Here is a 26,678-nt window from a genome sequence, read left to right on the forward strand (position 1 = left end):
TGAGGCACCCCGGGGGCCTCATTCCGCGGCGTAGGTGCCCTGCACTGCCTCGCCGGGCTCCCCCACGGCACCGCGGTCGCGGCCGTCGACGGAGACCGTCACGGCCCCGTCGGAGGTCTGGACCCGCAGCGGCGGGGACGCCTTGACGATCTTGCTCTCGCCGATGGCCAGGTTGCCCCTGAACACCTCCGCGCCCGTGCTGTCCCGCACCACGATGTGGGCCCCGCCGGAGACCGCCGAGATCTCGACCGGGACCGGGTCGGCCGCCTTCGCAGACCCGCCGTGCGGGCCACCGGAGCCGTTGAGCACCGGCTCGACGCCACGCAGCTCGCTCGGCGCGTCCATCACCAGGCGGGCGATCGACCAGGCCAGCACCAGCGCCATCACGACGGCGACCACGATCGACCAGTTGGGTCCGCCGCGCGTGCCCCGGATGCTGCCGTGCGAGCCGGTGGCCAGCTCGGCCTCGAAGACCCGGCGCGGGTCGATCGGCGCGTGGGCGTACCGGTCGTCGTAGGCCGTCAGGAGGGGCGCGACGTCGATGCCGAGCACGCGGCACAGCGTGCGGAGGTGTCCGCGGGCGTAGAAGTCGCCGCCGCACGGCACGAAGTCGTCGACCTCGATCGCCTCGATGACGTGCGGCCGGATGCGGGTGCGCTCAGCCAGCTGGTCGACGGTGAGGCTGAGGCGGGTACGGGCTGCCCTGAGCTCGGGTCCGACCACCGGGTCACTGGCCGGCTCGATGCCGAGCTCGTCCATCACCAGCGGCGCGACCGCGTTGCCCTCGCGGGCGATCGGGCGGACCCGGTCGCCCCAGACCTGGTCGTCCTCGACCATCTCGACGACGGGCCGGGTTGCGGGTGCCTCGTCGACGTGGCGAACCTCTGCGCGGGCCCCCACGACCGGGGCGCGGGTCGGGTCGGGAGTCGGCGTCGCGACTGTGGTGTCCACCGCAGTCTCGTCGAGGTCCTCGTCGACCTCCCCGTCCTGCTCATGGTCGTCCTGCTCATGCTCGTCCTGCTCGCGACGAGGCAGCAGCGCGGAGACCCGCGCGATGCCGAGAGCCAGCAGCGGGCGCGGGTCGCGCACCAGTGGCGGCAGGGATGGCCGGGAGTCGTCGGACTCGTCGTCCCGGGTCTGGCCGGGCAGCAGGTCCTGCGGCAGCTCGGAGCCCGCGTCGGGCTCGGGGTCGGCGTCGATGACGACCAGCTCGGTGTTCCGGTCGGCCAGTGCGGCCAGGGACGCAGCCAGGTCGTCGGTGCCCACGACTCGTGTGGCCAGGCCGAGCGGCATGGCCAGCGGGGCGCCGTACAGCCAGCTGGAGAGCCGCGCTCGGCGCGAGGCGCTGGCGTCGAGCTCCTCGACGAGCCGCTCCGGGTTGTGCGGTACGACGACCAGCCGGCCGTCTCGCCTCAGGCCCGCGCGGGGCGTGTGCTCCACCCGCGCCACGGCACCCCACGGCAGGCCGCGCCACGAGCGGCCCAGGCGGATCCGGACGCCCTGGGCGTCGGCGACCAGCAAGGGCGTGCGGGCGTCGACCAGGGCGGCGAGCCAGCCGATTCCGAGGGCGCCGATGGCGGCCGCGAGCACCCAGTCGAGCGGTGACCCGGTGATCACGGCTCGGCGCAGGTACATGATCGCGATCGTCGAGGCGACCGCACCGACGGCCGCGGCGAGCCCCGCGTTGCGGCGTACCTCCACCGGTCCGGGGGCCATGCTCAGAGTGCGGCCTCGGTGGTCCTGCGCGTCGTCGTCGTACGGGTCGTGGATGTCGTGGACTTCGGTTGCGCTCATCGGTCCCCCTCCAGCGTGGCGATGACGGCGTCGATCTCGTCGGGCTTGATGAGCACGTCTCGCGCCTTCGAGCCCTCGCTGGGCCCGACGACGCCGCGGCTCTCCATGATGTCCATCAACCGGCCGGCCTTGGCGAAGCCGACGCGGAGCTTGCGCTGCAGCATCGACGTCGAGCCGAACTGCGTGGAGACGACCAGCTCGATGGCCTGGACGACCAGGGCCATGTCGTCGCCGATGTCGTCGTCGAGGTCGCGCTTGGCGGCCGCCGGGGCGGTGACATCGTCGATGTAGCTGGGCTCGAGCTGGGTCTTGCAGGCCTTCACCACCTGGTGGATCTCGGCCTCGGTGACCCACGAGCCCTGGACGCGCACCGGCTTGCCGGCCCCCATCGGCAGGAACAGGCCGTCACCCTGGCCGACGAGCTTCTCGGCACCGGGCTGGTCGAGGATCACGCGGCTGTCGGTGACGCTGGACGTGGCGAACGCCAGGCGCGACGGCACGTTGGCCTTGATCAGGCCGGTGACGACGTCGACCGAGGGTCGCTGGGTGGCGAGCACCAGGTGGATGCCGGCAGCACGGGCGAGCTGGGTGATCCGGACGATGGCGTCCTCCACGTCGCGCGGCGCGACCATCATCAGGTCGGCGAGCTCGTCGACGACCACCAGGAGGTAGGGGTACGGCGACAGCGTGCGCTCGCTGCCAGGAGGCACCTCGAGCTTGCCGGCCCGCACCGCCTTGTTGAAGTCGTCGATGTGACGGAACCCGAAGTTGGCGAGGTCGTCGTAGCGCATGTCCATCTCGCGCACGACCCAGGCCAGTGCCTCGGCGGCCTTCTTGGGGTTGGTGATGATCGGCGTGATCAGGTGCGGGATGCCTTCGTAGGCGTTGAGCTCGACCCGCTTCGGGTCGACGAGGATCATCCGCACCTCGTCGGGTGTCGACCGCATCAGGATCGAGGTGATCATCGAGTTGATGAACGACGACTTTCCGGAGCCGGTGGCGCCGGCGACGAGCAGGTGCGGCATCTTCGCGAGGTTCGCGACGACGAAGCCGCCCTCGACGTCCTTGCCGAGCCCGGCCACCATCGGGTGGTGGTCGGCCCGTGCGATGCCCGACCGGAGCACGTCGCCGAGGCTGACGATCTCCTTGTCGGTGTTGGGGATCTCGATGCCGATGGCCGACTTGCCGGGGATCGGCGAGAGGATGCGGACATCGGCGCTCGCGACGGCGTACGCGATGTTCTTCGACAGCGCGGTGACCTTCTCGACCTTGACCGCCTGGCCGACCTCGACCTCGTAGCGGGTGACGGTCGGGCCCCGGGTGTAGCCGGTGACCTGGGCGTCGATGCCGAACTCGTCGAGCACCTGCGTCAGCCGACCGACGACGTCGTCGCTCGCCTTCGAGCGCGCCTTGTGCGGCGAGCCGGGCTTGAGGACCTCGTTGGCGGGCAGGGTGTAGGTGACGTCGCCGGAGAGAGCCAGCTGCTCGACCCTCGGCGGCAGCGGGGTGTGCGGGGGCGGCTCGACGCGGTCGTCGCCGACGGGGGGCGTGACCTCTGTCGGAGCGTCGGCGAGGAGGTCGAGGCCCACGTCGGTGCTCTCAACCGCTCCCTTGCGCCGGCGCTTCCTGACCTCACGGTCCTCCAGGACCGGGCTGTCGTACGCCGGGTCGCCGAGGTCGGGGTCGATCTCGTCGAGCATCCCGCGGCGACGGGTGCGGATCGGCTGGGTGAGCTGGGTGTCGTCCTCACCGTCGGCGCCGGCGGGGGTGCGGCCGAGCAGCCGGTCGCGGGTGGCGGCGAGCCTGGCCGGCACCTGGTAGACGGGCGTGGCCGTGATGACGAGCAGACCGAAGAGACCGAGCAGCGCGAGCAGCGGCACCACGACGTACGCCGTGCGGAGCAGGTCGAGCAGCAGGCTGGAGACGACGAAGCCGACGGCACCGCCGGCCTCCTGCAGCGCGCTGGCGTCGCCGAGCTCCGGCTGCGGGTTGCCGTTGGCGATGTGCACGATGCCGAGCACCCCGAGGCACAGCGCCGACCAGCCGATGACCTGCCGGCCGGCCGGCCCGTTGTGCTCGGGGTCGCGCAGGGTGCGCCAGCCCAGGAAGGAGAGCCAGAGCGGCACCAGCCACCCGACCTTGCCGACGGAGCCGGCGACCGCCGAGCGGACGAACTCCATGAATCCGCCCGGGGGCTGCCACCACACGGCGGCGGCGACGACCAGGGCGAGACCGAAGAGGAAGAGGCCGACACCGTCGCGGCGGTGGGCCGGGTCGAGGTCGCGGGCGCTGTGCCCGATGCTGCGAGCGAGCGAGCCGATGGCGTGGGCCACGCCCAGCCAGACAGCCGACACGGCACGACCGATGCCGGAGAAGGCGCGGGAGACGGGGCCGGGGCCGCTGCGCACGGCGCGCGGAGCAGGACGCCGGGCAGGGCGCCGGGTCGGTTGCTTGGACGCACCTCGGCTGGAGGTACTCCGGGATCGGGTGCTCGAACCCTTCCGGGCGGTGGTTCCGGACTTAGAACCCGACCGCGAGGCCGACTTCGTGGAACCACTCCTGGACGTGCTCGAGCTCCGCGACCCCGGCGGGGAAGACGTACGGGTCGCCATGCTGCGACCCTACGGGATCAGTCACTCCAGCCCCATGCATCACAGGGCGAACGCGGGCGCGTGTCGCAGCGGCAGGTCAGGCGCACATCGCCCCCGGCCGGAGACGTGACAAGAAGTTGCCGCTGCGCCCTTTACGTGTAAGGAACTCGTTCATAAGGTGACGCGGGTCACCCTCGCCGCTCGGGCTTGGGCCGTCACTCACTTTTGGAGGAAGACACGTGAAGTTCCTCAGGCAGGGCATCGCCCTGGCGGTCGCAGGAGCCGGCCTAGCGGTCATCCCGGCGGTCCAGATGCAGGCACAGGCGGCCGAGCCGTCACTCGTTCAGCAGATGAAGAACCAGGCTCAGGGCAGCGTCGACATCTCGAAGGAGTCGGCCACCGGAGAGGTCGGGTTCGTCCGACTCGACGGTCAGGGTGACCTGATGCCCTCCGTGAAGGGCAGCTCCGCGAGCGCGGCCGCCGACAAGGCCGACGCCTACCTCGGGAAGTACGCCGCCAACTTCGGTGCCCGCCCGAGTGAGCTCAAGCAGGGGCCGGTCGAGAAGAGCAGCGCCGGCTGGACGGTCACCTACACCCAGGAGTTCCAAGGCGTCCCGGTCTTCGGGTCCATGCTGCGGGCCAACCTGGACGAGCAGGGCGACCTCACCGCCGTCAACGGGTACGCCGCGCCCGACCTCGCTCTCGACACCAACCCTGCCCGTTCGGCGAGCGCCGCGGCCAAGGTCGCGGTCGGCGCGGTCAAGGCGATGCCGCCAGGGGCGGACGGCAAGGCTGACACCTCCGGTGTCAAGGCGGTCACCAACGATCTGGTGATCTACCGGATGGGTTCGACCAAGGGCGAGACCGGCAAGGCCGTCCTGGCCTATGTGGTCGAGGTGAGCAACGGCGCGAACATCCGCGACATGGTGTTCGTCGACGCCAACTCCGGCAAGCTCATCAACCGCTACTCGATGATCCACGACGCGCTCGAGCGTCATCTCCTCGAGGCGGCCGGCTCGGATGACCCGACCACCTTCACCAACGTATGGAACGAGGGCGACCCGTTCCCGGGCAGCCTCAACGTGGACCAGCAGAACGAGATCATCGGGACGGGCGAGGCCTACTGGTTCTTCAAGAACGTGTTCGGCCGCGACTCCTACGACGGTGCAGGCCACAGCATGACCACCGTCAACAACGACGGCCGCATCGACTGCCCCAACGCCAACTGGAACGGCATCACGACCAACTACTGCGACGGCGTCACCGCCGACGACGTGGTGGCCCACGAGTGGGGCCACGCATACACCGAGAAGACGCACGGCCTCATCTACCAGTGGCAGTCCGGAGCCCTCAACGAGTCCTACTCCGACATCTGGGGCGAGACCGTCGACCTCATCAACGGACGCATGGACGCCGACGAGAATCTCACCAAGCGTGCCGACGGCGAGTGCTCGCAGCACAGCCCGGCCCTGCCGCAGCTCGTCATCAACTCGCCTGCCAGCATCGCGAAGATCTGCCCTGCCGGCGCGGCTGCCTACGGTCCCCAGGTCACCGCTGCGGGCCTGACGGGCAACGTCGTCCTGGCCGTCGACGCGGCCAACCCGGCCGGACCGATCACGACCGACGCGTGCACACCCCTAACCAACGCAGCGGCTGTCGCGGGCAAGATCGCCCTGGCCGACCGTGGCACCTGCTCGTTCAAGACGAAGACCCTGAACATCCAGCAGGCAGGCGGGATCGGGGCCGTGATCGGCAACAACACCGGCGTGGCGCCCTTCGGGCTCGCCGACGACCCGCTGATCACCACGCCGATCACTATCCCGTCCGTGGGCATCAGCCTGCCTGACCGCAGCCGCATCAGCTCGGCCCTGACCGCCGGTGCCACGGTGAACGTGACGATGAAGGACGCCACCACCACCGCGAAGTCGCCGTCCCACCGTTGGCTGGTCGGCGAGGACGCGCCCGCGTTCAACCCGACCAATCCCTCACAGGCCGCGATCCGGGACATGTGGATGCCCACCTGTCACGGTGACCCGGGCAAGGTCTCCGACGCGGAGTACTTCTGCGACACCTCCGACGCCGGCGGGGTGCACAGCAACTCGGGCGTGCCCAACCACGGCTACGCGCTGCTCGTCGACGGCGGCAGCTACAACGGAGTGACGGTCACCGGCATCGGCATGGACAAGGCAGCAGCCATCTACTACCGGGCCATGACCGCCTACCAGACGCCGACGACCGACTTCGTGGACCACGCTGACGCCCTCACGGCGGCCTGCAACGACATGGTCGGTCAACCCATCAACACCCTGACCGTGGCCGCGAATGCGACCCCGACTCCGGCAACCCCGGTAGCGGCCGCCGACTGCGCCCAGGTGGCCAACGCCATCGCCGCCGTCGAGCTTCGCAAGGAGCCGACTCAGTGCAACTTCCAGCCGTTGTTCGAGCAGGGCGGGGCACCCGCCTGTGGTGACGGCTTCGCCGAGGACGTCCTCTGGAGCGAGGACTTCGAGAACGGTCTCGCCGGTTGGGGCAAGGACCAGGAGATCGTCTACGACGGAGGACTCGCGAGGGAGTGGACCACGGTCACCGACGCGGAGGGTCACTCGAGCCGGGTCGCCTTCGGCAATGCCGACGGCCGCATCGGCCAGTGCGTGGGTGGACCGGGAGACTTCTCGAGCCGGGACTCGATCATCGCTCCGGTCATCGAGCTGCCGGCCGGCACGCTGAGGGCGCCGCGCCTGTCCTTCGAGCACTCCATCGCCACCGAGCTGAACGTCGACGGTGGCAACGTCAAGGTCAGCATCAACGGGGGTGGGTTCGAGACCGTGCCAGCCTCGGCGTACACCCTCAACGCTCCCGACGTGCTGCTCCCCGCCGCTGCCGGCAACACCAACCCGATGGCCGGCGAAGAAGCCTTCACCGGCACCGACGGTGGCACCAACACCACTGTCTGGGGCACCTCCGTCATCGATCTGACGGCGCTCGGCATCGAGGGCGGGGACACCGTCCAGTTCCGCCTCGACATCGGGCGTGAGGGATGTGGTGGCGTCAGCGGTTGGTGGGTCGACAACATCAAGCTGATGCAGTGCAAGCTGAAGGCCAAGGTCTCCGGCGTGCACCTGCCGGAGCCTTCGACCTTCGGTCAGGCCTCGTCGGTGAAGGTGACCGTGGAGCGAGACGGCTCCATGGGCAGCGCGCCGACCGGTGACGTGACCCTCACCAAGGCCGACGGAAGCACAGTCGGCTCCGGGACGCTGGCGGGTGGCACCACGACCATCCCGTTGCCTGCGGACCTGCCGGTGGGTGTCCACACGATGACCGCGTCCTACTCCGGCAGCGAGGCGATGGCGCCGGCGACTGGGAAGGTCACCGTCACCGTGAGCCCCGGATCCGGTAGGGACGACTCGAAGACGCGGCTGAAGATCTTCCCGAAGAAGCCGGTCTTCAAGGACGACATCAAGGCCGCCGCCAAGGTCAGGACGATCGACGGGGCCAAGGTCACCGGCCGCGTGAAGTTCCTCCTCGACGGCAAGAAGATCGGCAGCCGGGTGCTCGACAACGGCAAGGCGGAGCTGATGATCACCAGGACCCTCAAGATCGGCAAGCACAGGCTGGTCGCCGTCTACACGGGTTCGAACGCCGCCGACGGCAGCCGTGACAAGGTGAAGTTCAAGGTCAGGCGCCGCTGACGCAGTCAGCTCAGCGCGCAGGACAGCGAGGCCCCGCCGGATCCGATCCGGCGGGGCCTCCGTCGTCCCGACCGGGGAACGTCGCTCAGGACACCGACGACAGGCGGGCCTGACGCGGCAGGCGAAGCGAGAACGTGCTGCCGACCCCGAACTCCGACTCCACGGTGATGTCACCGCCGTGGAGCTCGGCGATCCGGCGCGAGATCGCCAGCCCGAGGCCCGTGCCGGGCAGCGAGAGCGCATCGGGGTTGCTGGACCGGTGGAACGCCGAGAAGAGGTGACTCTGGTCCACCTGCGAGATGCCGAGCCCGGTGTCGCTCACCGTCACCACCGCGGTGTCTCCCTCGTACGCCGCCTGGACCTCGACTCGGCCGTGGCGACGGGAGTACTTCACGGCGTTGCCGACCAGGTTGTCGATGATGCGGCCCAGCTCGTCGGGGTCGCCCGACACGAGCACGGGTGAGCCCGTCGTGGCGAGGGTGCACGAGATGCCCGCCGACTCCGCCTGGAACGCGAGCAGCTCCACGCTGTTGCGGCACAGCTGCTCGAGATCGACCTGCCGGCGTACATGTGCCCGCTTCTCCTGCAGGCTCGAGTAGTTGAGCAGGTTGGTGATCAGCCGGTCCAGGCGCTGGGCGTTGCGCGCGATCGCCTTGACCGACGTCGCTCCGAGCTCGACCTCGTCAAGCAGCTCGACGTGGCCGATGATCGAGGTGAGCGGCGTCTTGAGCTCGTGGGAGATCGTGGCGATCAGCTCCGACTTGTAGCGGTCGAGCTCCTGCAGCTCGGCGACGAGTCGGCTCTCACGCTCGTACAGGCGCGCGTTGAGCACGATCCGGCCGAGCTCGCGCGCGATGTCGGCGACTGCGGAGAGCTCACGCTCGTTGAACCGTCCCGGCTCGGCCAGCCGGGCCATCACGAGCAGACCCAGCATCTCCTGCCCGACGCCGATCGGCGCCGCCACCACGTGCGTCACGCCGTGCTCGCGCATCCTGGCCTGGAGCACCAGCTGGCTCTCGGGCAGCTCGGGGCAGGCCTTCTGGTCGACCGACAGCTGCACGGGCCGACCACTGGGCCACGCGGTGCGGGACAGGTCGCGCCGCAGGCCCTGGATGCCGCCGCCGGGCTCGTTGGGCACCGGGTAGCCGGCGACGTGCTCGCTCGGACCGGCCTCGCCCTCTGGGAAGCACCGGATCCAGGTCTGAAGGGCCGAGAAGCCGTGGGTCATCACCTCGGCGGACTCGTCCAGGGTCGAGTCGAGCCCGATCAGGCTGGCGGTCATCGCCACCGCCTTGACCGTCTCTCCGAGGCGCACCCGCTCGGCCAGCTCGTCTCGCTGGCGGGCGTTCGACAGCGCGAGGCCGGCCTGGACGACGTACAGCTCGAGCAGCTCTCGCAGGTCCTCGTCCGGGAGCCGGCCGCCGGGAGGAAGGTCGAACCCCATCGTCCCGAGCAGCTCCCCCGTCGCGGAGTACAGCGGCGCGAGCAGCATGTCCTCGGGATGCCAGGCCATCGGGTCGTCGCTCACCTCGATGTCCGGGGTCCAGATCGAGCCGTCCCGCATCCACGTCGGCACCAGGTCGTGCCGGACGAAGCGCAGGATGCCCCAGTGCTCCCCGTTCTCCATCAGCTCGAGCATGAGATCGACCGGGTCACGGTCTCCGAGAATGGCCTCCGCAAGGGCCGGGGGGCCCTCGCAGTAGGTGACGACCATCTCGTTGCCGTCGACCTCGGAGAGCGCCACCGCCCCGAACCCCAGCTCGAGGACTCCGCGGGCGACCTCACCCAGCACGTCGTGCGTGTCGTTGGGCGAGTTGACGCGTCGCATCAGCTCGAAGAGGCGCGCGATGCTCTGGTTGCGCGTCGGATCGAAGGAGTCGTCGTCGTACATCGTCGGCCGCTCAGGAGGCCGGCGCCGAGGCGCTGCCCAGGTTCGCGGCCCTCGGAAGGCGGAGTCGGAACGTGCTGCCCTCACCGAGCTCGGACTGCACGGTGATGTCGCCACCGTGGATCTCGGCGATCCGACGCGAGATCGCCAGGCCGAGGCCGGTCCCCGGGATCGACAGCGCCTCGGGGTTGCTCGAGCGGTGGAACGCGGAGAAGAGGTGGCCCTGGTCGACCTGGGAGATGCCCAGGCCGTTGTCGGAGACCGCGACCTGTGCCATCTCGCCGTCGTCGCTGACGCGCACCTCGACCTCGCCGCCCGGACGGGAGTACTTCACCGCGTTGCCGATGATGTTGTCGATGATCCGGCCGAGCTCGTCGGGATCACCGTTCACCAGCACCCGACCGTCGGTGCGGGAGAGCGTCCAGCGCACCCCGCTGGCCTCGGCCTGGAACTGGAGCAGCTCGAGACTGTTCTGGCACAGCTCGGCGAGGTCGACCGGGAGCCTGACGTGCTCGCGCTTGTCCTGCACGCGGGAGTAGTTGAGCAGGTTCGCGATCAGCTGGTTGAGGCGTTGCGCGTTGCGGGCGATGGCGCGCACCGACATGGAGCCGTGCTCGGACTCGTCGAGCAGCTCGGTGTGACCGATGATCGAGGTCAACGGTGTCTTCAGCTCGTGCGAGATGGTGGCGATCAGCTCGCCCTTGTAGCGGTCGAGCTCCTGCAGCTCGGCCACCAGCCGGCTCTCGCGCTCGTACAGACGCGCGTTGAGCACGATGCGGCCGAGCTCACGGGCAATCTCTCGCACCGCCGCCAGCTCGTGCTCGTTGAGGGCCTGGTCGGTGTCCCGCATGATCACTAGGTAGCCAAGCAGCTCGACCCCCACGCCCAGCGGGGCGGCGACCAGGCTGCGGGCGTGGTACTTGCGCATCAGGTCCTGCAGGGCCTCGCGGGCCTCGGGAAGGGCTCGGGACCGCTCCGCGTCGATCGTCAGGTGGATAGCCGCGCCCTGCGGCCAGGCCGTGCGTCCCAGGTCGCGGCGCAGCACGGCCAGCCCGGCATCGGCCGGGTTCGGCGCCGGGTAGCCCGCCGCGTGCTCGCTGCGCCCGAGCTCGCCGTCGGGGAAGCAGCGGATCCAGGCCTGCACGGCTCCGAAGCCGTGGGCCAGCGCCTCGGCGGACCGCTCCAGCGTGGAGACCAGACCCACGAGGCTGGAGGCCGTGGCCACGTCCTTGACGATCTCGCCCAGCCGGACCTGCTCGGCGAGCCGCTCCCGCTGCTGGGCGTTGGACAGAGCCAGACCGGCCTGCACGACGAAGAGCTCGAGCAGGTCGCGCAGCGCCTGGTTGGGGATGCGGTTGCCCGGTGGGAAGTCGACCGCCATGTTGCCGAGCAGCTCGCCGGTGGCGGAGTAGAGCGGCGCGTAGAGCGCGTCCTCGGGGTGCCAGGCCTCCGGGGCGTCCTCCGGCTCGTAGTCGGGGATCCAGGCGTTGTCGAGGAACTCGTCGTCCACCCGTCCGTGCGGCACGTAGCGCAGGATCCCCCACTTGTCGGCCTGGCGGAACTCGTCCATGATCCGCTGCTTGGGCGTACGCCGCCCGATGATCTGGGTGCGGACGTCCTCCGGTCCCACACAGGCGGTCATCACCAGGTAGTCGCCTTCCAGACGCGCGATCGCGGCCACCCCGAAGCCGAGCACCTCCACCACGCCCCGGGCGATCTCCTCGAGCACCTCGGCGGTCTCCGTCGAGGAGTTGACCCGGCGCATCAGGTCGAAGAGTCGCCGAACGCCCTCGGCACGTGAAGGATCGAGATCCTGCATCGCTTCCTCCGAGCGGCCCGGCGGGTGGGGTGGACAACGTGACCGCCACAGGCGGGCCACTGACCAAGAATAGGGACCGCCTGCCCCATGCGTGAGTCCTTTGCCGAACTGCTACGCCTCGATGACGACCGGAATGATCATCGGCCGGCGCCGGTGTGCCCGGCTCACCCAGCGGCCCACCACGCGCCGTACGGTCTGCTGGAGCTGGTGGGTGTCGGTGACGCCCTCGGCCACGGCCCGGTCGAGCGCCTCGATGATGGCCGGCTTCACGGCGTCGAAGGCCGAGTCGTTCTCGGCGAAGCCGCGGGCATGGATCTCCGGCCCGCCGGAGACCTTGCCGGTCACCGAGTCGATGACCACGATCACCGAGATGAAGCCCTCCTCGCCCAGGATGCGCCGGTCCTTGAGCGACGACTCCGTGATGCCGCCGATGCTCGACCCGTCGACGAAGACGTACCCGCAGGCGACCTTGCCGGCGATCCTCGCCACGCCGTCGATGAGGTCGACGACCACACCGTCCTCGGCCATCACGACGTTCTCGACCCCGGTCGCCCGCGCCAGGTCGGCGTTGGCCCGCATGTGGCGGATCTCGCCGTGCACCGGCAGCACGTTGCGCGGCTTGACGATGTTGTAGCAGTAGAGGAGCTCGCCCGCGCTGGCGTGCCCCGAGACGTGCACCAGGGCGTTGCCCTTGTGGACGACGTTGGCGCCCCAGCGGGCGAGGCCGTTGATGACGCGGTAGACGGCGTTCTCGTTGCCGGGGATCAGCGAGCTGGCCAGGACGACGGTGTCGCCCTCCTCGATGTGCACGAAGTTGTGGTTGCGCTGCGCGATCCGGCTGAGTGCAGACAGCGGCTCGCCCTGCGAGCCGGTGGAGATGAGCACCTGACGCTCGGGCGGGAGGTCGGCGAGCTGCTTGGCGTCGACGAGCACGCCGGCCGGCACGGTGAGGTAGCCAAGCTCCTTGGCGATCTGCATGTTGCGCACCATCGAGCGGCCGACGTAGGCGACCTTGCGGTCGTGCTCGACGGCGGCGTCGAGGGCCTGCTGGACGCGGTGAACGTGGCTGGCGAAGCAGGCGACGATGATGCGCTGCTCGCTCTTCTGGAACACCCGGTCGAGCACCGGCCCGATGTCCTTCTCGTGGGTGGTGAAGCCGGGCACCTCGGCGTTGGTGGAGTCGGTGAGGAAGAGGTCGACCCCCTTCTCCCCCAGCCGCGCGAAGGCGCGCAGGTCGGTGACCCGGCCGTCGAGGGGAAGCTGGTCCATCTTGAAGTCGCCGGTGTGCAGGACGAGGCCGGCGCCGGTGCGGATCGCCACCGCGAGCGCGTCGGGGATCGAGTGGTTGACCGCGACGAACTCGAGGTCGAAGGGACCCAGCGACATCCGGTCGCCGGCCTCGACCGTGTGATGCACGGTCTCCCTGAGCCGGTGCTCTCGCAGCTTGGCGTCGAGCAGCGCCAGCGTCAGCTTCGAGCCCACGAGCGGGATGTCACCGCGCTCGCGCAGGAGGTACGGCGTGGCGCCGATGTGGTCCTCGTGGCCGTGGGTCAGCACCAGCGCCTCGACGTCGTCGAGGCGGTCCCGGATGGGGTCGAAGTCGGGCAGGATCAGGTCGACCCCGGGATGGTGGTCCTCGGGGAACAGCACGCCGCAGTCGACGATGAGCATGCGACCGTCGTACTCGAAGACCGTCATGTTGCGCCCGACCTCGCCGAGGCCTCCGAGCGGGATGATCCGCAGGCCACCCTTCGGCAGCTCGGGCGGAGCGGACAGCTCGGGATGGGGGTGGGACAAGGGGTACTCCTCAGATCAGATGGGACGCCGCGAGGCCGGCACGCAGGGCGGCGACCTCGTCGTCGTCGAGAGGAACGAGCGGTCCTCGCACGTTCCGGTTGTCGAGCACGCCGAGCAGCTGCAGTGCTGCCTTGGCGGTGGTGGCTCCGTAGTTGTCGGCGCCCATGACGGCGTCGATCGCGGGGAGCAGCCGCGTGAAGATGGAGAGGGCCCCGGCATGGTCGCCGGAGTCGAAGGCGTCGACCATGGCCCGCGTCGCGTCGCCGGCCACGTGCCCGACCACGGAGACGACTCCGCACGCGCCGTGCGCCAGCCAGCCGAGGTTCGCGATGTCGTCGCCGGAGTAGACGGCCAGCCCGAGCCCGCGCAGCCGCACGCCGCGGGCGTAGTCGCCGACGGCGTCCTTGACGGCCACCACCTGCGGCCATGCGACCGCCTGCTCGTAGGTCTCGAGGGCGATCGTGGTGCCGGTGCGCCCCGGCACGTCGTAGAGCATCACCGGGACGTCGGACGCCTCGACGACGCTGCGGAAGTGGTGGAGCAGGCCGGCCTGACCGGGCTTGTTGTAGTAGGGCGTGACGAGCAGCAGCCCGTCGGCGCCGAGCTTGGCGGCCTGACGGGCCAGCTCGACCGAGTGGGCGGTGGCGTTGGTGCCGACTCCGGCGACCACGCTCGCGCGGTCGCCGACGGCCTCCTTGACGACGCGCAGGATCTGCCCGTCCTCCTCGACGGAGGTGGTCGGAGACTCACCGGTCGTGCCGCTCACGACCACGCCGTCGTGGCCGTGCTTGACCAGGTGCGCGGCGATCCGGGCGGTCGCGTCGAGGTCGACCGAGCCGTCGTCGGCGAAGGCGGTGGCCATCGCGGTCAGGACGCGGCCGAACGGCGCGGCAGGCAGGCTCATGCTTCTAGGCTATCGGCCGGGGCCTGCGGACCCCGGACCCGGACCAGCCAGACCCAGTCGAGATCCGGTCGCGTGACGCGCCGCGTCTCCTGCCACTCCCCCGCCTCGAGCTCCGGGTAGTGGGCGTCGCCGGGCGGCGAGAGATGGACCTCGGTGAGGATCTGGTGGGTCGCCAGCGGTAGGGCCAGGTCGTAGATCTGCGTGCCCCCGGCGACGTACACCTCGTCGTCGGCGGCCAGCGCGAGAGCCTCGCCGAGACCGTGCGCGACCTCGACGCCGTCGGCGCCCCAGGAGCGGTTGCGCGTCACCACGATGGTGCGACGGCCCGGCAGCGGACGACCGATCGAGTCGAAGGTCAGCCTGCCCATGACGAGGGTGTGCCCGAGGGTCTCGGCCTTGAAGTGGGCGAAGTCCTCGGGGATGTGCCACGGGATCCGGCCGTGGTCGCCGATCACGCGGTTGTCGGCGTACGCCGCGATCAGGGTGACCCGACGCTCAGACGGCAATGGGGGCCTTGATGCCAGGGTGCGGGTCGTAGCCCTCGAGCGCGATGTGCTCGAGGTCGAAGCCGTCGATCTCCCTGATCCGCGGGTCGAGCGTCAGGGTGGGCAGGGGGCGGGGCTCGCGGGTGAGCTGCAGGCGGGCCTGGTCGACGTGGTTGGAGTAGAGGTGCGCGTCGCCCATCGTGTGCACGAAGTCGCCCACCTCGAGGCCGGTGACCTGCGCGACCATGTGGGTGAGCAGGGCGTACGACGCGATGTTGAAGGGCACGCCGAGGAACACGTCGGCGCTGCGCTGGTAGAGCTGGCAGCTGAGCCGCCCCGGCCCGTCGGTCTGAGGAGCGACATAGAACTGGAACATCGTGTGGCAGGGCGGAAGCGCCATGTCGGGGATGTCGGCGACGTTCCACGCACTGACGATGTGCCGGCGGCTGTCGGGGTTGGTGCGGAGCTGGTCGATGACCTGGCTGATCTGGTCGACGTGCCGGCCGTCGGGCGTGGGCCAGGATCGCCACTGGTGGCCGTAGACCGGGCCCAGGTCGCCGTTCGCGTCAGCCCACTCGTCCCAGATGGTGATGCCGCGGTCCTGCAGCCACTTCACGTTGGTGTCACCGCGCAGGAACCAGAGCAGCTCACCGAAGACCGAGCGGGTGTGCACCTTCTTCGTGGTCACCAGCGGGAAGCCGGCACGCAGGTCGAAGCGCATCTGGTGGCCGAAGACCGAGTGGGTTCCGGTGCCGGTGCGGTCGGTCTTCTCCACTCCCTCGTCGAGGATCCGCTGGAGGAGGTCGAGGTAAGCCTTCACGACCGCCAGCCTACGACGCCGCGGGGACGTCCCGGGCGACCCTCGCCGGAGGACCGGAGCCGATCGCAGCGCGTCTCGGGCCGGTCACCGCAACCGCAGGGTCCCGGAGGTGCCGGACACCCGGACCAGGTCTCGGCACTCGACGGGGTCCAAGGTGCACGTGCGCAGCACCTGGGTGCCGGTCTCGGAGAGTCGTACGCCAGTGTCTGCCGGGCGCTTCTCCACCACGTTGCTCAGCACGTAGGTCACCGATCCGTCGTCTGCGAAGGCCGCATCGAGCACCCGCACGTCGGTGCCGAGCCCGGAGTCGATCAGCTGGCCGCGACTGGCGTCGTACACGCGGGCGCCGTCGGTGCCGATCCGCACGATGTAGCGGCCGTCGAGCGAGGACCGGACGCCCGCGTCGACGCTCTCACTGTCGGTGGGGGCCGAGGCCTCCGTCACGTCACCGTCGCCGTCGATCGAGTGCCACTGGCCCCGCCTGTCGCGGAAGACGACCTCACCGGTCCCGCCCGGCGCGAAGGACTCCACAGCGGGCAGCTCGACGGACACCGCGGCGAGGTGCAGCCGGCCCTCGGCGTACCACGGCACGGGTGCGGGGTTGGCCTCGTCGTCCACGTCGGGCGACGGGGTGCGGGTGGTGGCCCACGCCAGGTAGCAGCCCACCATCACGCACGCGGCCGCGGCGGCCGCGAGCCGGCGCAGGACGGCACGCCGCCGTCGGGCGGCCTGCTCGTCGATCAGCCCGAACGGGTCGGGGCTCACCGCCACCTCCACCGTGTGCTCGATCGACGCGGGGTCGTGCAGCACCGGGGCGACCGCTCCCGGGTCGGCCGCCAACCCCGCGGCGGCGCGAACGTCGGCCCACACGCGCAGGTCGGCGTCCTCGTCGCGAGCCAGCCGGGCCCAGCCGCTCCGGTGCCGTGCCAGCACACCGGCCACGACGGCCTCGGCCCTCCCCACCTCGACGCCCGCGCCGACGAGCGAGCGCACGAGCACCGGCCAGCGCGCCTGCACGAACGACGTGAAGTCAGCCAGCGCAGCCAAATGCCATCTCCCTCGGGCCCTCGGACTCGATGCGTCAGGGGTTCGTCACCGACGAGCCCGAGGATGGGATGCGGGCTGCACGTCCCGCGTCTCGCGTCAGCCCTCGACACTGTTCCACACCCAGATCAACGGCGCCTCGACGACGCCATCGACGAGGTGGTCGTAGCTCGCAGAGCGCGGCCATCACGACGGTTCCGTGCCGCCCGCCACGACGTACGCCGTGAAGTCGGCGGTGTCCCGTGCCCGAGACTTCGCCTCGCCCGGGTACTGGTCGGCCCCGCCCTCGCGGATGCGCAGGGCCTCCCGCAGCACCCGGTGGAACCGCGCCGGGTAGTGCGTCAGCCCCCAGCGGCCGGCCCGCGACTTCGTGGTCATCTCGCCGGTGACGAGCAGGTGGTCCAGGCGTGCGACACCCAGCACGCACCAGCAGCACGCTTCCTCGGCCTCCCCCTCCGACGGCATGGCTGCGAGCGCCTCGGCGGTGCTGCGCCAGTAGGTGTCGAGGTTGCCGCTGGTGAACGCGGTCAGCCGCTCCGGCGACGTCCACACGCCTAGGCCGTCGATCGCCGGGCCGCGCACGGTCACGCCGCCGCTGGCCAGCTCGTGCCAGGTGACGAGGTCGACTCCCTGTCTGCCCTCGGGGTAGAAGGTGCCACCCAGCGTGCACGGCACGTCCGGGCACACCTCGGGATCGTTGCCCAGGTCGCTCGCGAGGAGGTGGGGGCCGTCGAACGGGATCATGGGATGAGCGGCCAGCACCGCCTCGTGGGCGGAGCGCAGAAGGGCTAGGTCAACGCGGTCGGGCCGCCGCACCAGTGTGGCCACGAAGTCGACGTCGCTCTGCCCGGGCAGCCACTCGCCGAGCGCCAGCCCGCCGCGCAGGTAGAGGCCGGACACCAGCCCCGGGACGGTCGCGTCGAGGCAGCCGAGCCAGGTCGTGCACACGGCGGCCGCCTGCGCGGGGAGCCGCGCGAGGTCGCCCGTCACCCCGGTCAGGCGTGCAGCGACATCGGCCCGTAGACGGCACGGTCGAGCTCGTAGAGAGTGACCGCGTCGACCCCGAGCTCGGCCAGCTCCGCCCAGAACTCCCCGACCCAGGACTCGGCGTCGGCCTGGCTGGTGAAGCGCGCGCCGGCGTACTCCTCGTCGACGGCGACCTCCTGACCCGCCTCGTCGAGCAGGGCCCAGTGCCAGGGCCGCTCGGCCGGGCTGGGCGGGCGGAAGGTGGGCGGTTGGTCGGGCAGCATCAGGCCTCCCTGACTGACGGGTCGACGAACGGCAGCTTCGTGAGGGCGAAGATCTCGCGCCGGCCCCGGATGTCCACACCGAGCTCGGCGTCCGGGTTGACCATCGTCGGGACCAGTGCCATCCCGATGCCCTTCCTCAGGGTCGGGCTGAACGTGCCGGAGGTGATGTCGCAGAGCGGTACGTCGGCGACGAGCGTCACGCTCATCCCCGGGCGCGGGATCCCCCGGTCGACCGCGATCAGCCCGCGCAGCTTGCGCTTCGGGCCGGACTCCTTCTCGGCGACCAGCCGGTCCCGACCCCAGAACGTCTCCTTCTTCCACCCGACGGCCCAGCCGAGCCCGGCCTCGTTGGGCGTGACGTCGACGGTGATGTCCTGGCCGTGGAGCGGATAGCCCATCTCGGTGCGCAGCGTGTCGCGTGACCCGAGCCCGCAGGCCAGCATCCCGAACTCCGCGCCCGCCGCCAGCAGCTGGTCCCACAGCTCGCCGGCGATGTCGTTGGCGGCGATCAGCTCGTAGCCGCGCTCGCCGGTGTAGCCGGTGCGGCACACGACGACGCCGGGGCCGCCGCTCGCGCCGAACTCGGCCTCGACGAACGACATGTACTCGTGGCCCACGGGCAGGCCGACGCGCGAGAGGACCTCGTCGGACTTCGTGCCCTGCACCGCCAGCACGGCGTAGTCGTCGTGGTGGTCGATCACCTGGACGCCCTCGGGTGCCTCCGCCTCCAACCGGCGCACCACCTCGGCCGTGTTGGCGGCGTTGGGCACGAGCAGCACGTGCTCGTCGTCCTGGTAGTAGGCGATCAGGTCGTCCACGATGCCGCCGGTCGCGTCGTCGCAGCACAGGGTGTACTGCGCCTTGCCCGGACGGATCTTGGCCAGGTCGTTGGAGAGGGTGGCGTTCACGAACGCGGCCGCGCCCGGCCCGGTCACCATCGCCTTGCCGAGGTGGGAGACGTCGAAGATGCCGACGCTCTCCCGGACCGCGGTGTGCTCCTTGACTACTCCGGAGGAGTACTCCAGCGGCATCGACCAGCCGCCGAACTCCGCGAACTTCGCGCCGAGAGCCGCATGGCGGTCGTGCAACGGGGACTGCTTCAGGTCGGACGTCTGCGCCATGCGGCCGAACCTACCGCAGCGCAGTGGCTATCCTGCCTCGGTGACGACGACCTACACGCTCCGAGCAGCCAACCCCGCCAAGACCCGCGCCGACGCCCTGGTGATCGGCGTGCGGTCGACCAGCAAGGGGCCCGAGCTGGCTGCGGGGGCCGAGGAGGTCGCCAAGGCCTACGGCCGCAAGCTGCGGCCCCTGCTCGCGTCACTGGGCGTGAAGGGCAAGGCCGGCGAGTGCCACCGGGTGCCCAGCAACGGCGCCGTCAACGCACCGCTCCTCGTGCTCGTCGGGCTCGGCTCCGACGTCGACGCCACCGCCGTACGCCGCGCGGCCGGGGTGGCCGCCCGGGGCGTGCCCAACGCCTCGACCGTGGCGATCGCGCTGCCTGCCGACGAGCCTGGGCTGGTCGCCGCCGCGACCGAGGGCCACCTGCTCGGCGGCTACTCCTTCACTGCCTACAAGTCGTCCTCGAAGGGCGACGACCAGCTCAAGGCCAGCGACGTCGTCGTGATCTCCCCGGTCGCACGCAAGGCCGAGGCCATCGGCGCCTTCGAGAAGGCCCAGGTGCTCGCCGCCGCCGTCGCCACCACCCGAGACTGGGTGAACCAGCCGCCCGGCGACCTGACTCCGGAGAAGTTCGCCGACGCCGTCACCGTCGCGCACAAGGCGGCCACCAAGGGTCGCGGTGCCCCCAAGCTCAAGCTCGAGGTGCTCGACGAGGTGCAGCTCGCCGAGCTGGGCTGCGGCGGCATCCTCGCCGTCGGAGGCGGCTCCGACGCGCCCCCTCGCCTGGTCAGGCTCACCTACTCCCCCAAGGGCGCCACGCGGCACCTGGCGCTGGTCGGCAAGGGCATCACCTTCGACTCGGGCGGCCTGACGATCAAGCCGGCCAGCGGGATGACCACCATGAAGTGCGACATGGCCGGCGCGGCCGCCGTGCTCCAGGCCACGTTCGCGATCGCCGCGCTCGGCCTGCCGGTCAAGGTGACCGCCTTCGCACCGATGGCGGAGAACATGGTGTCCGGCTCGTCGGTGCGACCCGGCGACGTGCTCACGATGTACGGCGGCACCACCGTCGAGGTGCTCAACACCGACGCCGAGGGTCGCCTGGTGCTGGCCGACGCGCTGGTGATGGCCACCGAGGCGAAGCCCGACGTGCTCCTCGACGCGGCGACGCTGACCGGCCACATGGTGCTCGCTCTCGGCGAACGCGTCGGCGGGGTGATCGGCACCGACGGGATCGTCGATGACGTGCTCGCGGCCGGGGCGCGGGCCGGCGAGGCGCACTGGCCGATGCCGATCCCCGAGGACATGGAGGAGCGCATCCACAGCAGCAAGGTGGCCGACCTCGCCCAGCACGACTGGGTGCGCTGGGGCGGCGGCCTCTTCGCGGGCGCGTTCCTGCGCGAGTTCACCGACGGCCTGCCGTGGGCGCACCTGGACATCGCCGGTCCGGCCTACCTCTCCGGCGGCCCGGTCGGCCACTGGACCCATGGCGGCACCGGCTTCGGGGTCACCACCCTGGTCGAGTTCGCGGCCGCGCTCGCGGACGAGCGGGGCTAGAGCCCCTGGGCCTTGCGGCGGCGGTTGTAGTCCCGCATCCGCTGCGGGACGCCCACCACCGCGGCGTCGTACGACGGGACCTGGCGCTTGTTGCAGAACGCGTGCGCCCACTCGACGGAGGGCACGCGTCGCCGCGTCCACTCACCGTCGTGCGCGACGAGCAGCAGCGTCACGTCGCTGACAGCGGTCCGGGGCTCGACGAACCCTTCGACGCCCCGCCGCGCGGACACGAACTCGTCGAGGTGCCGGGCATCGGTCGCGTCGGATGCGCGCACGGTGGTGGACCCGGTGCGCGCGGTGTCGCGGCCCGGACGGCGCATCCGCGCTCCGCGTCGAAATCGGCTGAACAAACCCATGGGCACAGTGTGCCAACTGGTTGGGGACATCCGGGTGTCGACAGCCTCACAAAGAGTGCGAAGATGGGTCCGCGGGCAGCCAAGACCCGACGATCGAGCAGTGCGGATGTCGCGAGCGCAAGTGCAGCAAGGGGAGGACCCAGCGTGGCCGAGGCCGAATTCGACGTACTCATTCTCGGCGCCGGGTCCGGTGGTTACTCGTGTGCCCTCCGCGCGGCCCAGCTCGGTCTGTCCGTCGGGCTGGTCGAGAAGGGCAACCTCGGCGGGACCTGCCTCCACATCGGCTGCATCCCCACCAAGGCGCTGCTCCACGCCGCCGAGATCGCCGACTCCGCCCGCGAGGCGTCGCAGTTCGGCGTGCAGGCCACCTTCGAGGGTGTCGACATGGCGGGCGTCAACGCCTACAAGGACGGCGTCGTCGACCGCCTCTTCAAGGGACTCACCGGGCTCATCAAGGGCCGGGGCATCACCGTCATCGAGGGTGAGGGCACGCTGACCGGCCCGCGCACCGTGACCGTCGACGGCACGGCGTACTCCGGAAAGCACGTCGTCCTCGCCTCCGGCTCCTACTCCCGCACGCTGCCCGGCCTCGAGATCGACGGCGAGCGGGTCATCACCTCCGAGCAGGCACTGCGGCTCGACCGGGTGCCCGCGTCGGCGATCGTGCTGGGCGGTGGCGTGATCGGCTGCGAGTTCGCCAGCGTCTGGAAGAGCTTCGGTGCCGACGTCACCATCGTCGAGGCGCTGCCGCGTCTGGTCGCCGTCGAGGACGAGGCGTCGTCGAAGGCCTTGGAGCGCGCCTTCCGCAAGCGCAAGATCGCCTTCCGGACCGGCACTCCCTTCCAGAGCGTCAAGGTCACCGATACCGGTGTGGCGGTCACCGTCGAGGGTGGCGACGTCATCGAGGCGGAGCTGCTCCTCGTCGCAGTCGGTCGCGGGCCGACGACCGACGGTCTCGGGTACGCCGAGCAGGGCGTCGCGATGGAGCGCGGGTTCGTGCTCGCCGACGAGCGCTGCCGCACCAACGTCGACGGCGTCTTCGCGGTCGGCGACATCGTGCCGGGCCTCCAGCTCGCCCACCGTGGCTTCCAGCAGGGCATCTTCGTCGCCGAGGAGATCGCCGGTCTCGAGCCGACGCCGATCGACGAGGCCGGCATCCCCCGGGTCACCTACTCCCATCCCGAGATCGCCTCGTGCGGTCTCAACGAGGACCGGGCGCGCGAGCTGTACGGCGACGAGATCACCACGGTGACCTTCGACCTCGGGGGCAACGGCAAGAGCCAGATTCTCAAGACCCAGGGCTTCGTCAAGCTGGTGGCCCGCAAGGACGGCCCCGTCGTGGGCATCCACCTCGTGGGCGACCGCGTCGGCGAGCTGATCGGCGAGGCCCAGCTCATCTACAACTGGGAGGGCCACGCCGACGACGTCGCTCCCCTGGTGCACGCCCACCCGACCCAGAACGAAGCTCTCGGCGAGGCCCACCTGGCCCTGGCCGGCAAGTCGCTGCACGCACACGCCTGATCCAACCCCCTAGTTTTTGACCGACCGCCTCCTAGACGACAGGAACCCCATGGCCTCCGAAGTCACTCTCCCCGCACTCGGCGAATCCGTCACCGAGGGCACCGTCACCCGCTGGCTCAAGCAGGTCGGCGACACCGTCGCGATCGACGAGCCGCTGCTGGAGGTCTCCACCGACAAGGTCGACACCGAGATCCCCTCCCCCGTGGCGGGCACGCTCCTCGAGATCAAGGCCAACGAGGACGACACGGTCGAGGTCGGTGCCGTGCTGGCCGTCGTGGGCGAGGAGGGCGAGTCCGGGGGTGCCGGCTCCTCCGACGAGTCCGGCGACGAGTCCGGCGACCAGTCGGGTGAGCAGGCGTCCGGCGGCGACGGCGAGGCCGGTGGCGGCCAGGACGTCGAGCAGGAGGCCGCCGAGGCCGACGCCGAGCAGCGCGACTCCTCCGGCGAGGCCCCCTCCGAGCAGGAGACGCCCGAGCAGGCCGAGCCCGAGCAGGAGGCGCCCGCTGCGGAGCAGAAGTCCTCCGGTGGTGGTGGTGGTGGTGGTACGTCGGTCACCCTGCCCGCGCTGGGCGAGTCGGTCACCGAGGGCACGGTCACCCGCTGGCTCAAGCAGGTCGGCGACGACGTCGCGGTCGACGAGCCGCTGCTGGAGGTCTCCACCGACAAGGTCGACACCGAGATCCCCTCGCCCGTGGCAGGCAAGCTCCTCGAGATCAAGGTCAGCGAGGACGAGACCGTCGAGGTCGGGGCCGAGCTCGCCGTGATCGGTTCCGGCGACGCCGGCCAGCAGCAGGAGTCCGCACCCGAGCCCGAGCAGAAGCAGGCAGAGCCCGAGCCCGAGAAGACGCCGGAGCCCGAGCAGAAGCAGGTGGAGCCCGAGCCCGAGCCGGAGCTCGAGCCGGAGAAGAAGCCCGAGCCCGAGCAGGCGCCCACGCAGCAGCCTGCCGCCGAGGCCGCACCGTCCGCGGCACCCCGCGCGGCGGACGGCTCGGGAGACCAGAGCAGCTACGTCACCCCGCTGGTCCGCAAGATGGCCGCGGAGAACGGCGTCGACCTGGCCGCCGTCACCGGCACCGGGGTCGGGGGCCGGATCCGCAAGCAGGACGTCCTCGACGCGGCGGCCGCGAAGAAGGCACCCGCTCCGGAGGCGGCCCCGGCAGCCGCCGCACCCGCCGCCGCGTCGGCGGCCCCGGCGCCGTCGTCCTCGCCCTCCCCGCTGCGAGGCAAGACCGAGCCTCTCTCCCGGTTGCGGAAGGTCATCGCGAAGCGGATGGTCGAGTCCCTTCAGGTGAGTGCCCAGCTCACCACGGTCGTCGAGGTCGACGTGACGACGATCGCCCGCCTGCGGGCGTCGGTGAAGGACGACTTCGCGACCCGGGAGGGCGTGAAGCTGTCGTTCATGCCGTTCTTCGCCAAGGCCGCGATCGACGCGCTCAAGCAGCACCCGTCGCTGAACGCCACGATCGACACGGAGAAGGGCGAGGTGACCTACTTCGACCGCGAGAACCTCGCGATCGCGGTCGACACCGAGAAGGGGCTGCTCACTCCGGTCATCAAGGAGGCCGGCGACCTGTCGATCGCCGGGCTGGCGCGCAAGATCGCCGACGTGGCCGAGCGCACGCGCAGCAACAAGATCACGCCCGACGAGCTGTCGGGCGGCACCTTCACGCTGACCAACACCGGCAGCCGAGGGGCGCTGTTCGACACGCCGATCATCAACCAGCCTCAGGTCGCGATCCTCGGCACCGGCTCGATCGTGAAGCGGCCCGTCGTGATCGACGACCCCAACCTGGGCGAGACGATCGCGGTCCGCTCGATGGTCTACCTCGCGCTGACCTACGACCACCGCCTGGTCGACGGCGCCGACGCCGCTCGCTACCTCACCGAGGTCAAGCAGCGCCTGGAGGCCGGTCAGTTCGACGTCTGACCCGGACCTGACCGACAGCGAGCCCCGGACCCAGCACGTGGGTCCGGGGCTCGCGTCGTGACAGGTCAGTCGTCGGGGTCGAAGGCGGACCACTCGTCGAGGCCGATGGCCGCGCCGAGCGCCCGGCTGATCCGCCGCACGTACTCCCGGTTCAGGTGGAACGTGTCGCGGTAGACCACGTAGTCGTCCACCACGGCCGGGCAGACCTCGTCGTCGCACAGCCACGGCAGGGGCGAGACGTACGTCGCCCCGTGGTCCTCGGCGGTCGCCCGCACGGCCTCGTCGTGCTCGTCGTACACGCCGGTCTCGCGCGCGACCGCACACTCCTGCACAGCGTCCTCGTGCTCGGCCAGGCAGACGCTTGCGTCCTGGGTGGGGTACGGCGCCTCCCCGAGTACGAAGACCTCGGCACCGCTGTCGTCGAGCGAGGCGAGGGAGCGGTCGAGCCCGTCCTGCCAGAGCTGGTCGGCCTCGGGGTCGGGTGTCCACGTGTTGTCGAGGTTGCCCTGACCGAGAGGCCGGCGTCGGCCGTCCTCGGCCACGGCGAACTGACGCACGCCCCCCGCGAGGATCACGATGTCCGGCCTGACGAAGTCGTCGACGACCACCGGCACCTGCTCGTTGAACGCCCTGCACTCCGTGTAGGGGCGGGACTCCGCAGACAGCCACGGAGTCACGCCGAGCAGCGGCGGGCACCCCAGCTTGCTGACGACCGTCAGCTGGTAGCCGGTCTGCTCGGCCACCCGCGACAGGGCGGGCATCCACATGGCTGCCCGGGAGTCTCCCCACAGCAGGATCGACCGCTTCGCCGAGAGGTCACCCACCGTGCACAGGACCTCGATGGCGACGTAGCCGTAGTCGTGTGCGCAGCGCTGCTCCAGGTTGTCGAGCGAGCCGTACTTGCCGATCAGGCCGGGCTGGGGCACCAGGTCCTCGGGCACCTTCGACGAGCTCGTCGCGGCCGACCTGACCGCCGACTCGACGGCCCGTGCGTCGGGCAGGGACCGGACGATCTCCGCCTCGCTGGGGCGGCCCCCGTCGTGGTCGTCGTCGGGGTCGTCGCCCGTACAGCCGGCGAGGAGGACGACCAGGACCGTGAGCAGCGTGACCAGCACGCGGCGTACTGGCGAAGGTCGGGCAGGCACGCGCTTCACCCTCTCACGCAGGTCCGCGTGGCTGATCCAGGTGGTGCCAACCGGACCCGTGACATGGTTGCAACATGCACGTGGTCATCGCCGGGTCGTCCGGTTTTCTCGGCTCCCGTCTCGTTGCGTCCCTGCGCCGCCACGGGCACACGGTGACCCCCCTGGTCCGTCACGAGCCACGCGAGCCCGCCGAGCGACGCTGGGACCCCTACGTCGGCGCGCTCGGACCCGAGGTGGTCTCGGGGGTGGACGTCGTCATCAACCTGGCCGGCTCCCCCACGGCGGGCAACCCGCACTCGCGGAGCTGGGCTCGTCGGGTGCTCGAGTCCCGGGTGACGACCACCCGGGTGCTGGCCGAGGCGATCGCAGCCGCCGACGAGCCCCCGCGCTTCCTCGCCGGCAACGGCATCTCCTACTACGGCGACCACGGCAGCGAGCCCCTCGAGGAGGACGCCGACCCTCGTGGTGAAGCCCTGCTCACCAGGGTGAGCAGGGCCTGGGAGGAAGCCACCCTGCCCGCCCGCGACGCCGGCGCCCGCGTGTGCGTGCTGCGCACCGCACCGGTGATAGACCGGCGCAACGCACCGATGAAGCAGCTGCTCCCGATCTTCCGGGCCGGGCTCGGCGTGCGCCTGGGCTCGGGCACCCAGCACTTCCCGGTCATCTCCCTGCGCGACTGGGTCGGCGGCGTGTCCTTCCTGGCGGAGTCACACGACGTCGACGGCCCGTTCAACCTGTGCTGCCCCGACACGCCCACCAACGTCGAGTTCACCGAGGCGCTTGCCGACGCAGTCGGAAGACGGTGCCGGCTGACGGCGCCGTCATGGCTGATCCGCCCGGCTGCCGGGGCCATGGCGCCCGAGGTGCTCGGCTCGATCAACGCCAGGCCGAAGGCCCTCGAGCGGGCGGGCTATGACTTCCTCGACGAGGACGTCCGCGACGTCATCGCCACCGCACTGGGCTGAGCCC

Annotated in this window: 19 protein-coding genes; 5 read left to right on the forward strand and 14 right to left on the reverse strand. The window is 70.8% G+C overall.

The annotated features are described in order from the left end of the window. Positions 1 to 18 precede the first annotated feature (18 nt). Positions 19 to 1,794 (reverse strand): RodZ domain-containing protein, encoded by a 1,776-nt coding sequence (locus ACP7BP_RS18185; RefSeq protein ID WP_426246633.1) that lies wholly within the window; start codon positions 1,792 to 1,794, stop codon positions 19 to 21. Then, a complete protein-coding gene (locus ACP7BP_RS18190; RefSeq protein ID WP_426246635.1) occupies positions 1,791 to 4,148 on the reverse strand; it encodes a DNA translocase FtsK in 2,358 nt (785 codons plus the stop codon). Before ACP7BP_RS18190 ends, ACP7BP_RS18185 begins: the two co-directional genes overlap by 4 nt. 476 nt (positions 4,149 to 4,624) lie before the next feature. On the opposite strand from ACP7BP_RS18190, the gene ACP7BP_RS18195 reads away from it, so the two are divergent. Next, positions 4,625 to 8,074, forward strand: a complete 3,450-nt coding sequence (locus ACP7BP_RS18195) for a M4 family metallopeptidase (RefSeq protein WP_426246637.1) — start codon at positions 4,625 to 4,627, stop codon at positions 8,072 to 8,074. An 85-nt stretch (positions 8,075 to 8,159) separates the two neighbouring features. Here the strand turns inward: ACP7BP_RS18195 and ACP7BP_RS18200 are convergent, their stop codons facing one another. The 10 genes from ACP7BP_RS18200 to gcvT form a co-directional block, all read right to left on the reverse strand. Beyond that, positions 8,160 to 9,965 (reverse strand): sensor histidine kinase, encoded by a 1,806-nt coding sequence (locus ACP7BP_RS18200; protein WP_426246638.1) that lies wholly within the window; start codon positions 9,963 to 9,965, stop codon positions 8,160 to 8,162. Positions 9,966 to 9,975: 10 nt separating this feature from the next. Next, positions 9,976 to 11,781: a sensor histidine kinase gene (locus tag ACP7BP_RS18205; RefSeq protein WP_426246640.1), complete on the reverse strand. Its 1,806-nt coding sequence runs from the start codon at positions 11,779 to 11,781 to the stop codon at positions 9,976 to 9,978. Between the two features lie 111 nt (positions 11,782 to 11,892). Then, complete coding sequence (locus ACP7BP_RS18210) at positions 11,893 to 13,578, reverse strand: ribonuclease J (RefSeq protein ID WP_426246642.1); 1,686 nt, start codon at positions 13,576 to 13,578, stop codon at positions 11,893 to 11,895. Positions 13,579 to 13,588: 10 nt separating this feature from the next. Then, positions 13,589 to 14,482, reverse strand: a complete 894-nt coding sequence (gene dapA, locus ACP7BP_RS18215; protein ID WP_426246643.1) for a 4-hydroxy-tetrahydrodipicolinate synthase — start codon at positions 14,480 to 14,482, stop codon at positions 13,589 to 13,591. Continuing rightward, complete coding sequence (locus ACP7BP_RS18220; protein ID WP_426246645.1) at positions 14,479 to 14,988, reverse strand: dihydrofolate reductase; 510 nt, start codon at positions 14,986 to 14,988, stop codon at positions 14,479 to 14,481. Before ACP7BP_RS18220 ends, dapA begins: the two co-directional genes overlap by 4 nt. Continuing rightward, positions 14,978 to 15,787 (reverse strand): thymidylate synthase, encoded by an 810-nt coding sequence (locus ACP7BP_RS18225; protein ID WP_426246647.1) that lies wholly within the window; start codon positions 15,785 to 15,787, stop codon positions 14,978 to 14,980. The genes ACP7BP_RS18220 and ACP7BP_RS18225 overlap by 11 nt, the downstream gene beginning before the upstream one ends. 84 nt (positions 15,788 to 15,871) lie before the next feature. Then, positions 15,872 to 16,834, reverse strand: a complete 963-nt coding sequence (locus ACP7BP_RS18230) for a hypothetical protein (protein ID WP_426246649.1) — start codon at positions 16,832 to 16,834, stop codon at positions 15,872 to 15,874. Between the two features lie 183 nt (positions 16,835 to 17,017). Beyond that, positions 17,018 to 17,821: an aminoglycoside adenylyltransferase domain-containing protein gene (locus tag ACP7BP_RS18235; protein WP_426246650.1), complete on the reverse strand. Its 804-nt coding sequence runs from the start codon at positions 17,819 to 17,821 to the stop codon at positions 17,018 to 17,020. Positions 17,822 to 17,826: 5 nt separating this feature from the next. Then, entirely contained in the window at positions 17,827 to 18,081 is a 255-nt protein-coding gene (locus ACP7BP_RS18240) for a hypothetical protein (RefSeq protein ID WP_426246652.1), read from the reverse strand. Continuing rightward, positions 18,081 to 19,202, reverse strand: a complete 1,122-nt coding sequence (gcvT, locus tag ACP7BP_RS18245) for a glycine cleavage system aminomethyltransferase GcvT (protein ID WP_426246654.1) — start codon at positions 19,200 to 19,202, stop codon at positions 18,081 to 18,083. Before gcvT ends, ACP7BP_RS18240 begins: the two co-directional genes overlap by 1 nt. Before the next feature lie 40 nt (positions 19,203 to 19,242). Here gcvT and ACP7BP_RS18250 point away from each other — a divergent pair, with 40 nt between their 5' ends. After that, complete coding sequence (locus ACP7BP_RS18250) at positions 19,243 to 20,760, forward strand: leucyl aminopeptidase (RefSeq protein ID WP_426246655.1); 1,518 nt, start codon at positions 19,243 to 19,245, stop codon at positions 20,758 to 20,760. On the opposite strand, the gene ACP7BP_RS18255 is transcribed toward ACP7BP_RS18250, so the two are convergent. Then, on the reverse strand, positions 20,757 to 21,116 hold the full coding sequence (locus ACP7BP_RS18255) for a hypothetical protein (RefSeq protein WP_426246656.1): 360 nt from the start codon (positions 21,114 to 21,116) through the stop codon (positions 20,757 to 20,759). The two genes, ACP7BP_RS18250 and ACP7BP_RS18255, sit on opposite strands and share 4 nt — an antisense overlap. 144 nt (positions 21,117 to 21,260) lie before the next feature. Here ACP7BP_RS18255 and lpdA point away from each other — a divergent pair, with 144 nt between their 5' ends. Beyond that, the gene (gene lpdA / locus ACP7BP_RS18260; protein ID WP_426246657.1) at positions 21,261 to 22,637 is read left to right on the forward strand and encodes a dihydrolipoyl dehydrogenase; all 1,377 of its coding nucleotides are present in this window, start codon (positions 21,261 to 21,263) and stop codon (positions 22,635 to 22,637) included. 49 nt (positions 22,638 to 22,686) lie between these two features. Beyond that, the gene (gene sucB / locus ACP7BP_RS18265) at positions 22,687 to 24,564 is read left to right on the forward strand and encodes a 2-oxoglutarate dehydrogenase, E2 component, dihydrolipoamide succinyltransferase (protein ID WP_426246659.1); all 1,878 of its coding nucleotides are present in this window, start codon (positions 22,687 to 22,689) and stop codon (positions 24,562 to 24,564) included. Positions 24,565 to 24,629: 65 nt separating this feature from the next. Here the strand turns inward: sucB and ACP7BP_RS18270 are convergent, their stop codons facing one another. Then, entirely contained in the window at positions 24,630 to 25,709 is a 1,080-nt protein-coding gene (locus ACP7BP_RS18270; protein ID WP_426246660.1) for an SGNH hydrolase domain-containing protein, read from the reverse strand. 74 nt (positions 25,710 to 25,783) lie between these two features. Between ACP7BP_RS18270 and ACP7BP_RS18275 the strand changes: the two genes are divergently transcribed. Continuing rightward, positions 25,784 to 26,674, forward strand: a complete 891-nt coding sequence (locus ACP7BP_RS18275) for a TIGR01777 family oxidoreductase (protein ID WP_426246662.1) — start codon at positions 25,784 to 25,786, stop codon at positions 26,672 to 26,674. Positions 26,675 to 26,678: the final 4 nt, after the last annotated feature.

Source organism: Nocardioides sp. LHG3406-4 (assembly GCF_049897745.1).
GTDB lineage: Bacteria > Actinomycetota > Actinomycetes > Propionibacteriales > Nocardioidaceae > Nocardioides.

Coding starts and splice junctions, on each gene's coding strand:
- ACP7BP_RS18185 (WP_426246633.1), bottom strand. CDS start 1,794: ATGAGCGCAACCGAAGTCCACGACATCCACGACCCGTACGACGACGAC.
- ACP7BP_RS18240 (WP_426246652.1), bottom strand. CDS start 18,081: ATGCTGCCCGACCAACCGCCCACCTTCCGCCCGCCCAGCCCGGCCGAG.
- ACP7BP_RS18275 (WP_426246662.1), top strand. CDS start 25,784: ATGCACGTGGTCATCGCCGGGTCGTCCGGTTTTCTCGGCTCCCGTCTC.
- ACP7BP_RS18205 (WP_426246640.1), bottom strand. CDS start 11,781: ATGCAGGATCTCGATCCTTCACGTGCCGAGGGCGTTCGGCGACTCTTC.
- ACP7BP_RS18200 (WP_426246638.1), bottom strand. CDS start 9,965: ATGTACGACGACGACTCCTTCGATCCGACGCGCAACCAGAGCATCGCG.
- ACP7BP_RS18255 (WP_426246656.1), bottom strand. CDS start 21,116: ATGGGTTTGTTCAGCCGATTTCGACGCGGAGCGCGGATGCGCCGTCCG.
- sucB (WP_426246659.1), top strand. CDS start 22,687: ATGGCCTCCGAAGTCACTCTCCCCGCACTCGGCGAATCCGTCACCGAG.
- gcvT (WP_426246654.1), bottom strand. CDS start 19,202: ATGGCGCAGACGTCCGACCTGAAGCAGTCCCCGTTGCACGACCGCCAT.
- dapA (WP_426246643.1), bottom strand. CDS start 14,482: ATGAGCCTGCCTGCCGCGCCGTTCGGCCGCGTCCTGACCGCGATGGCC.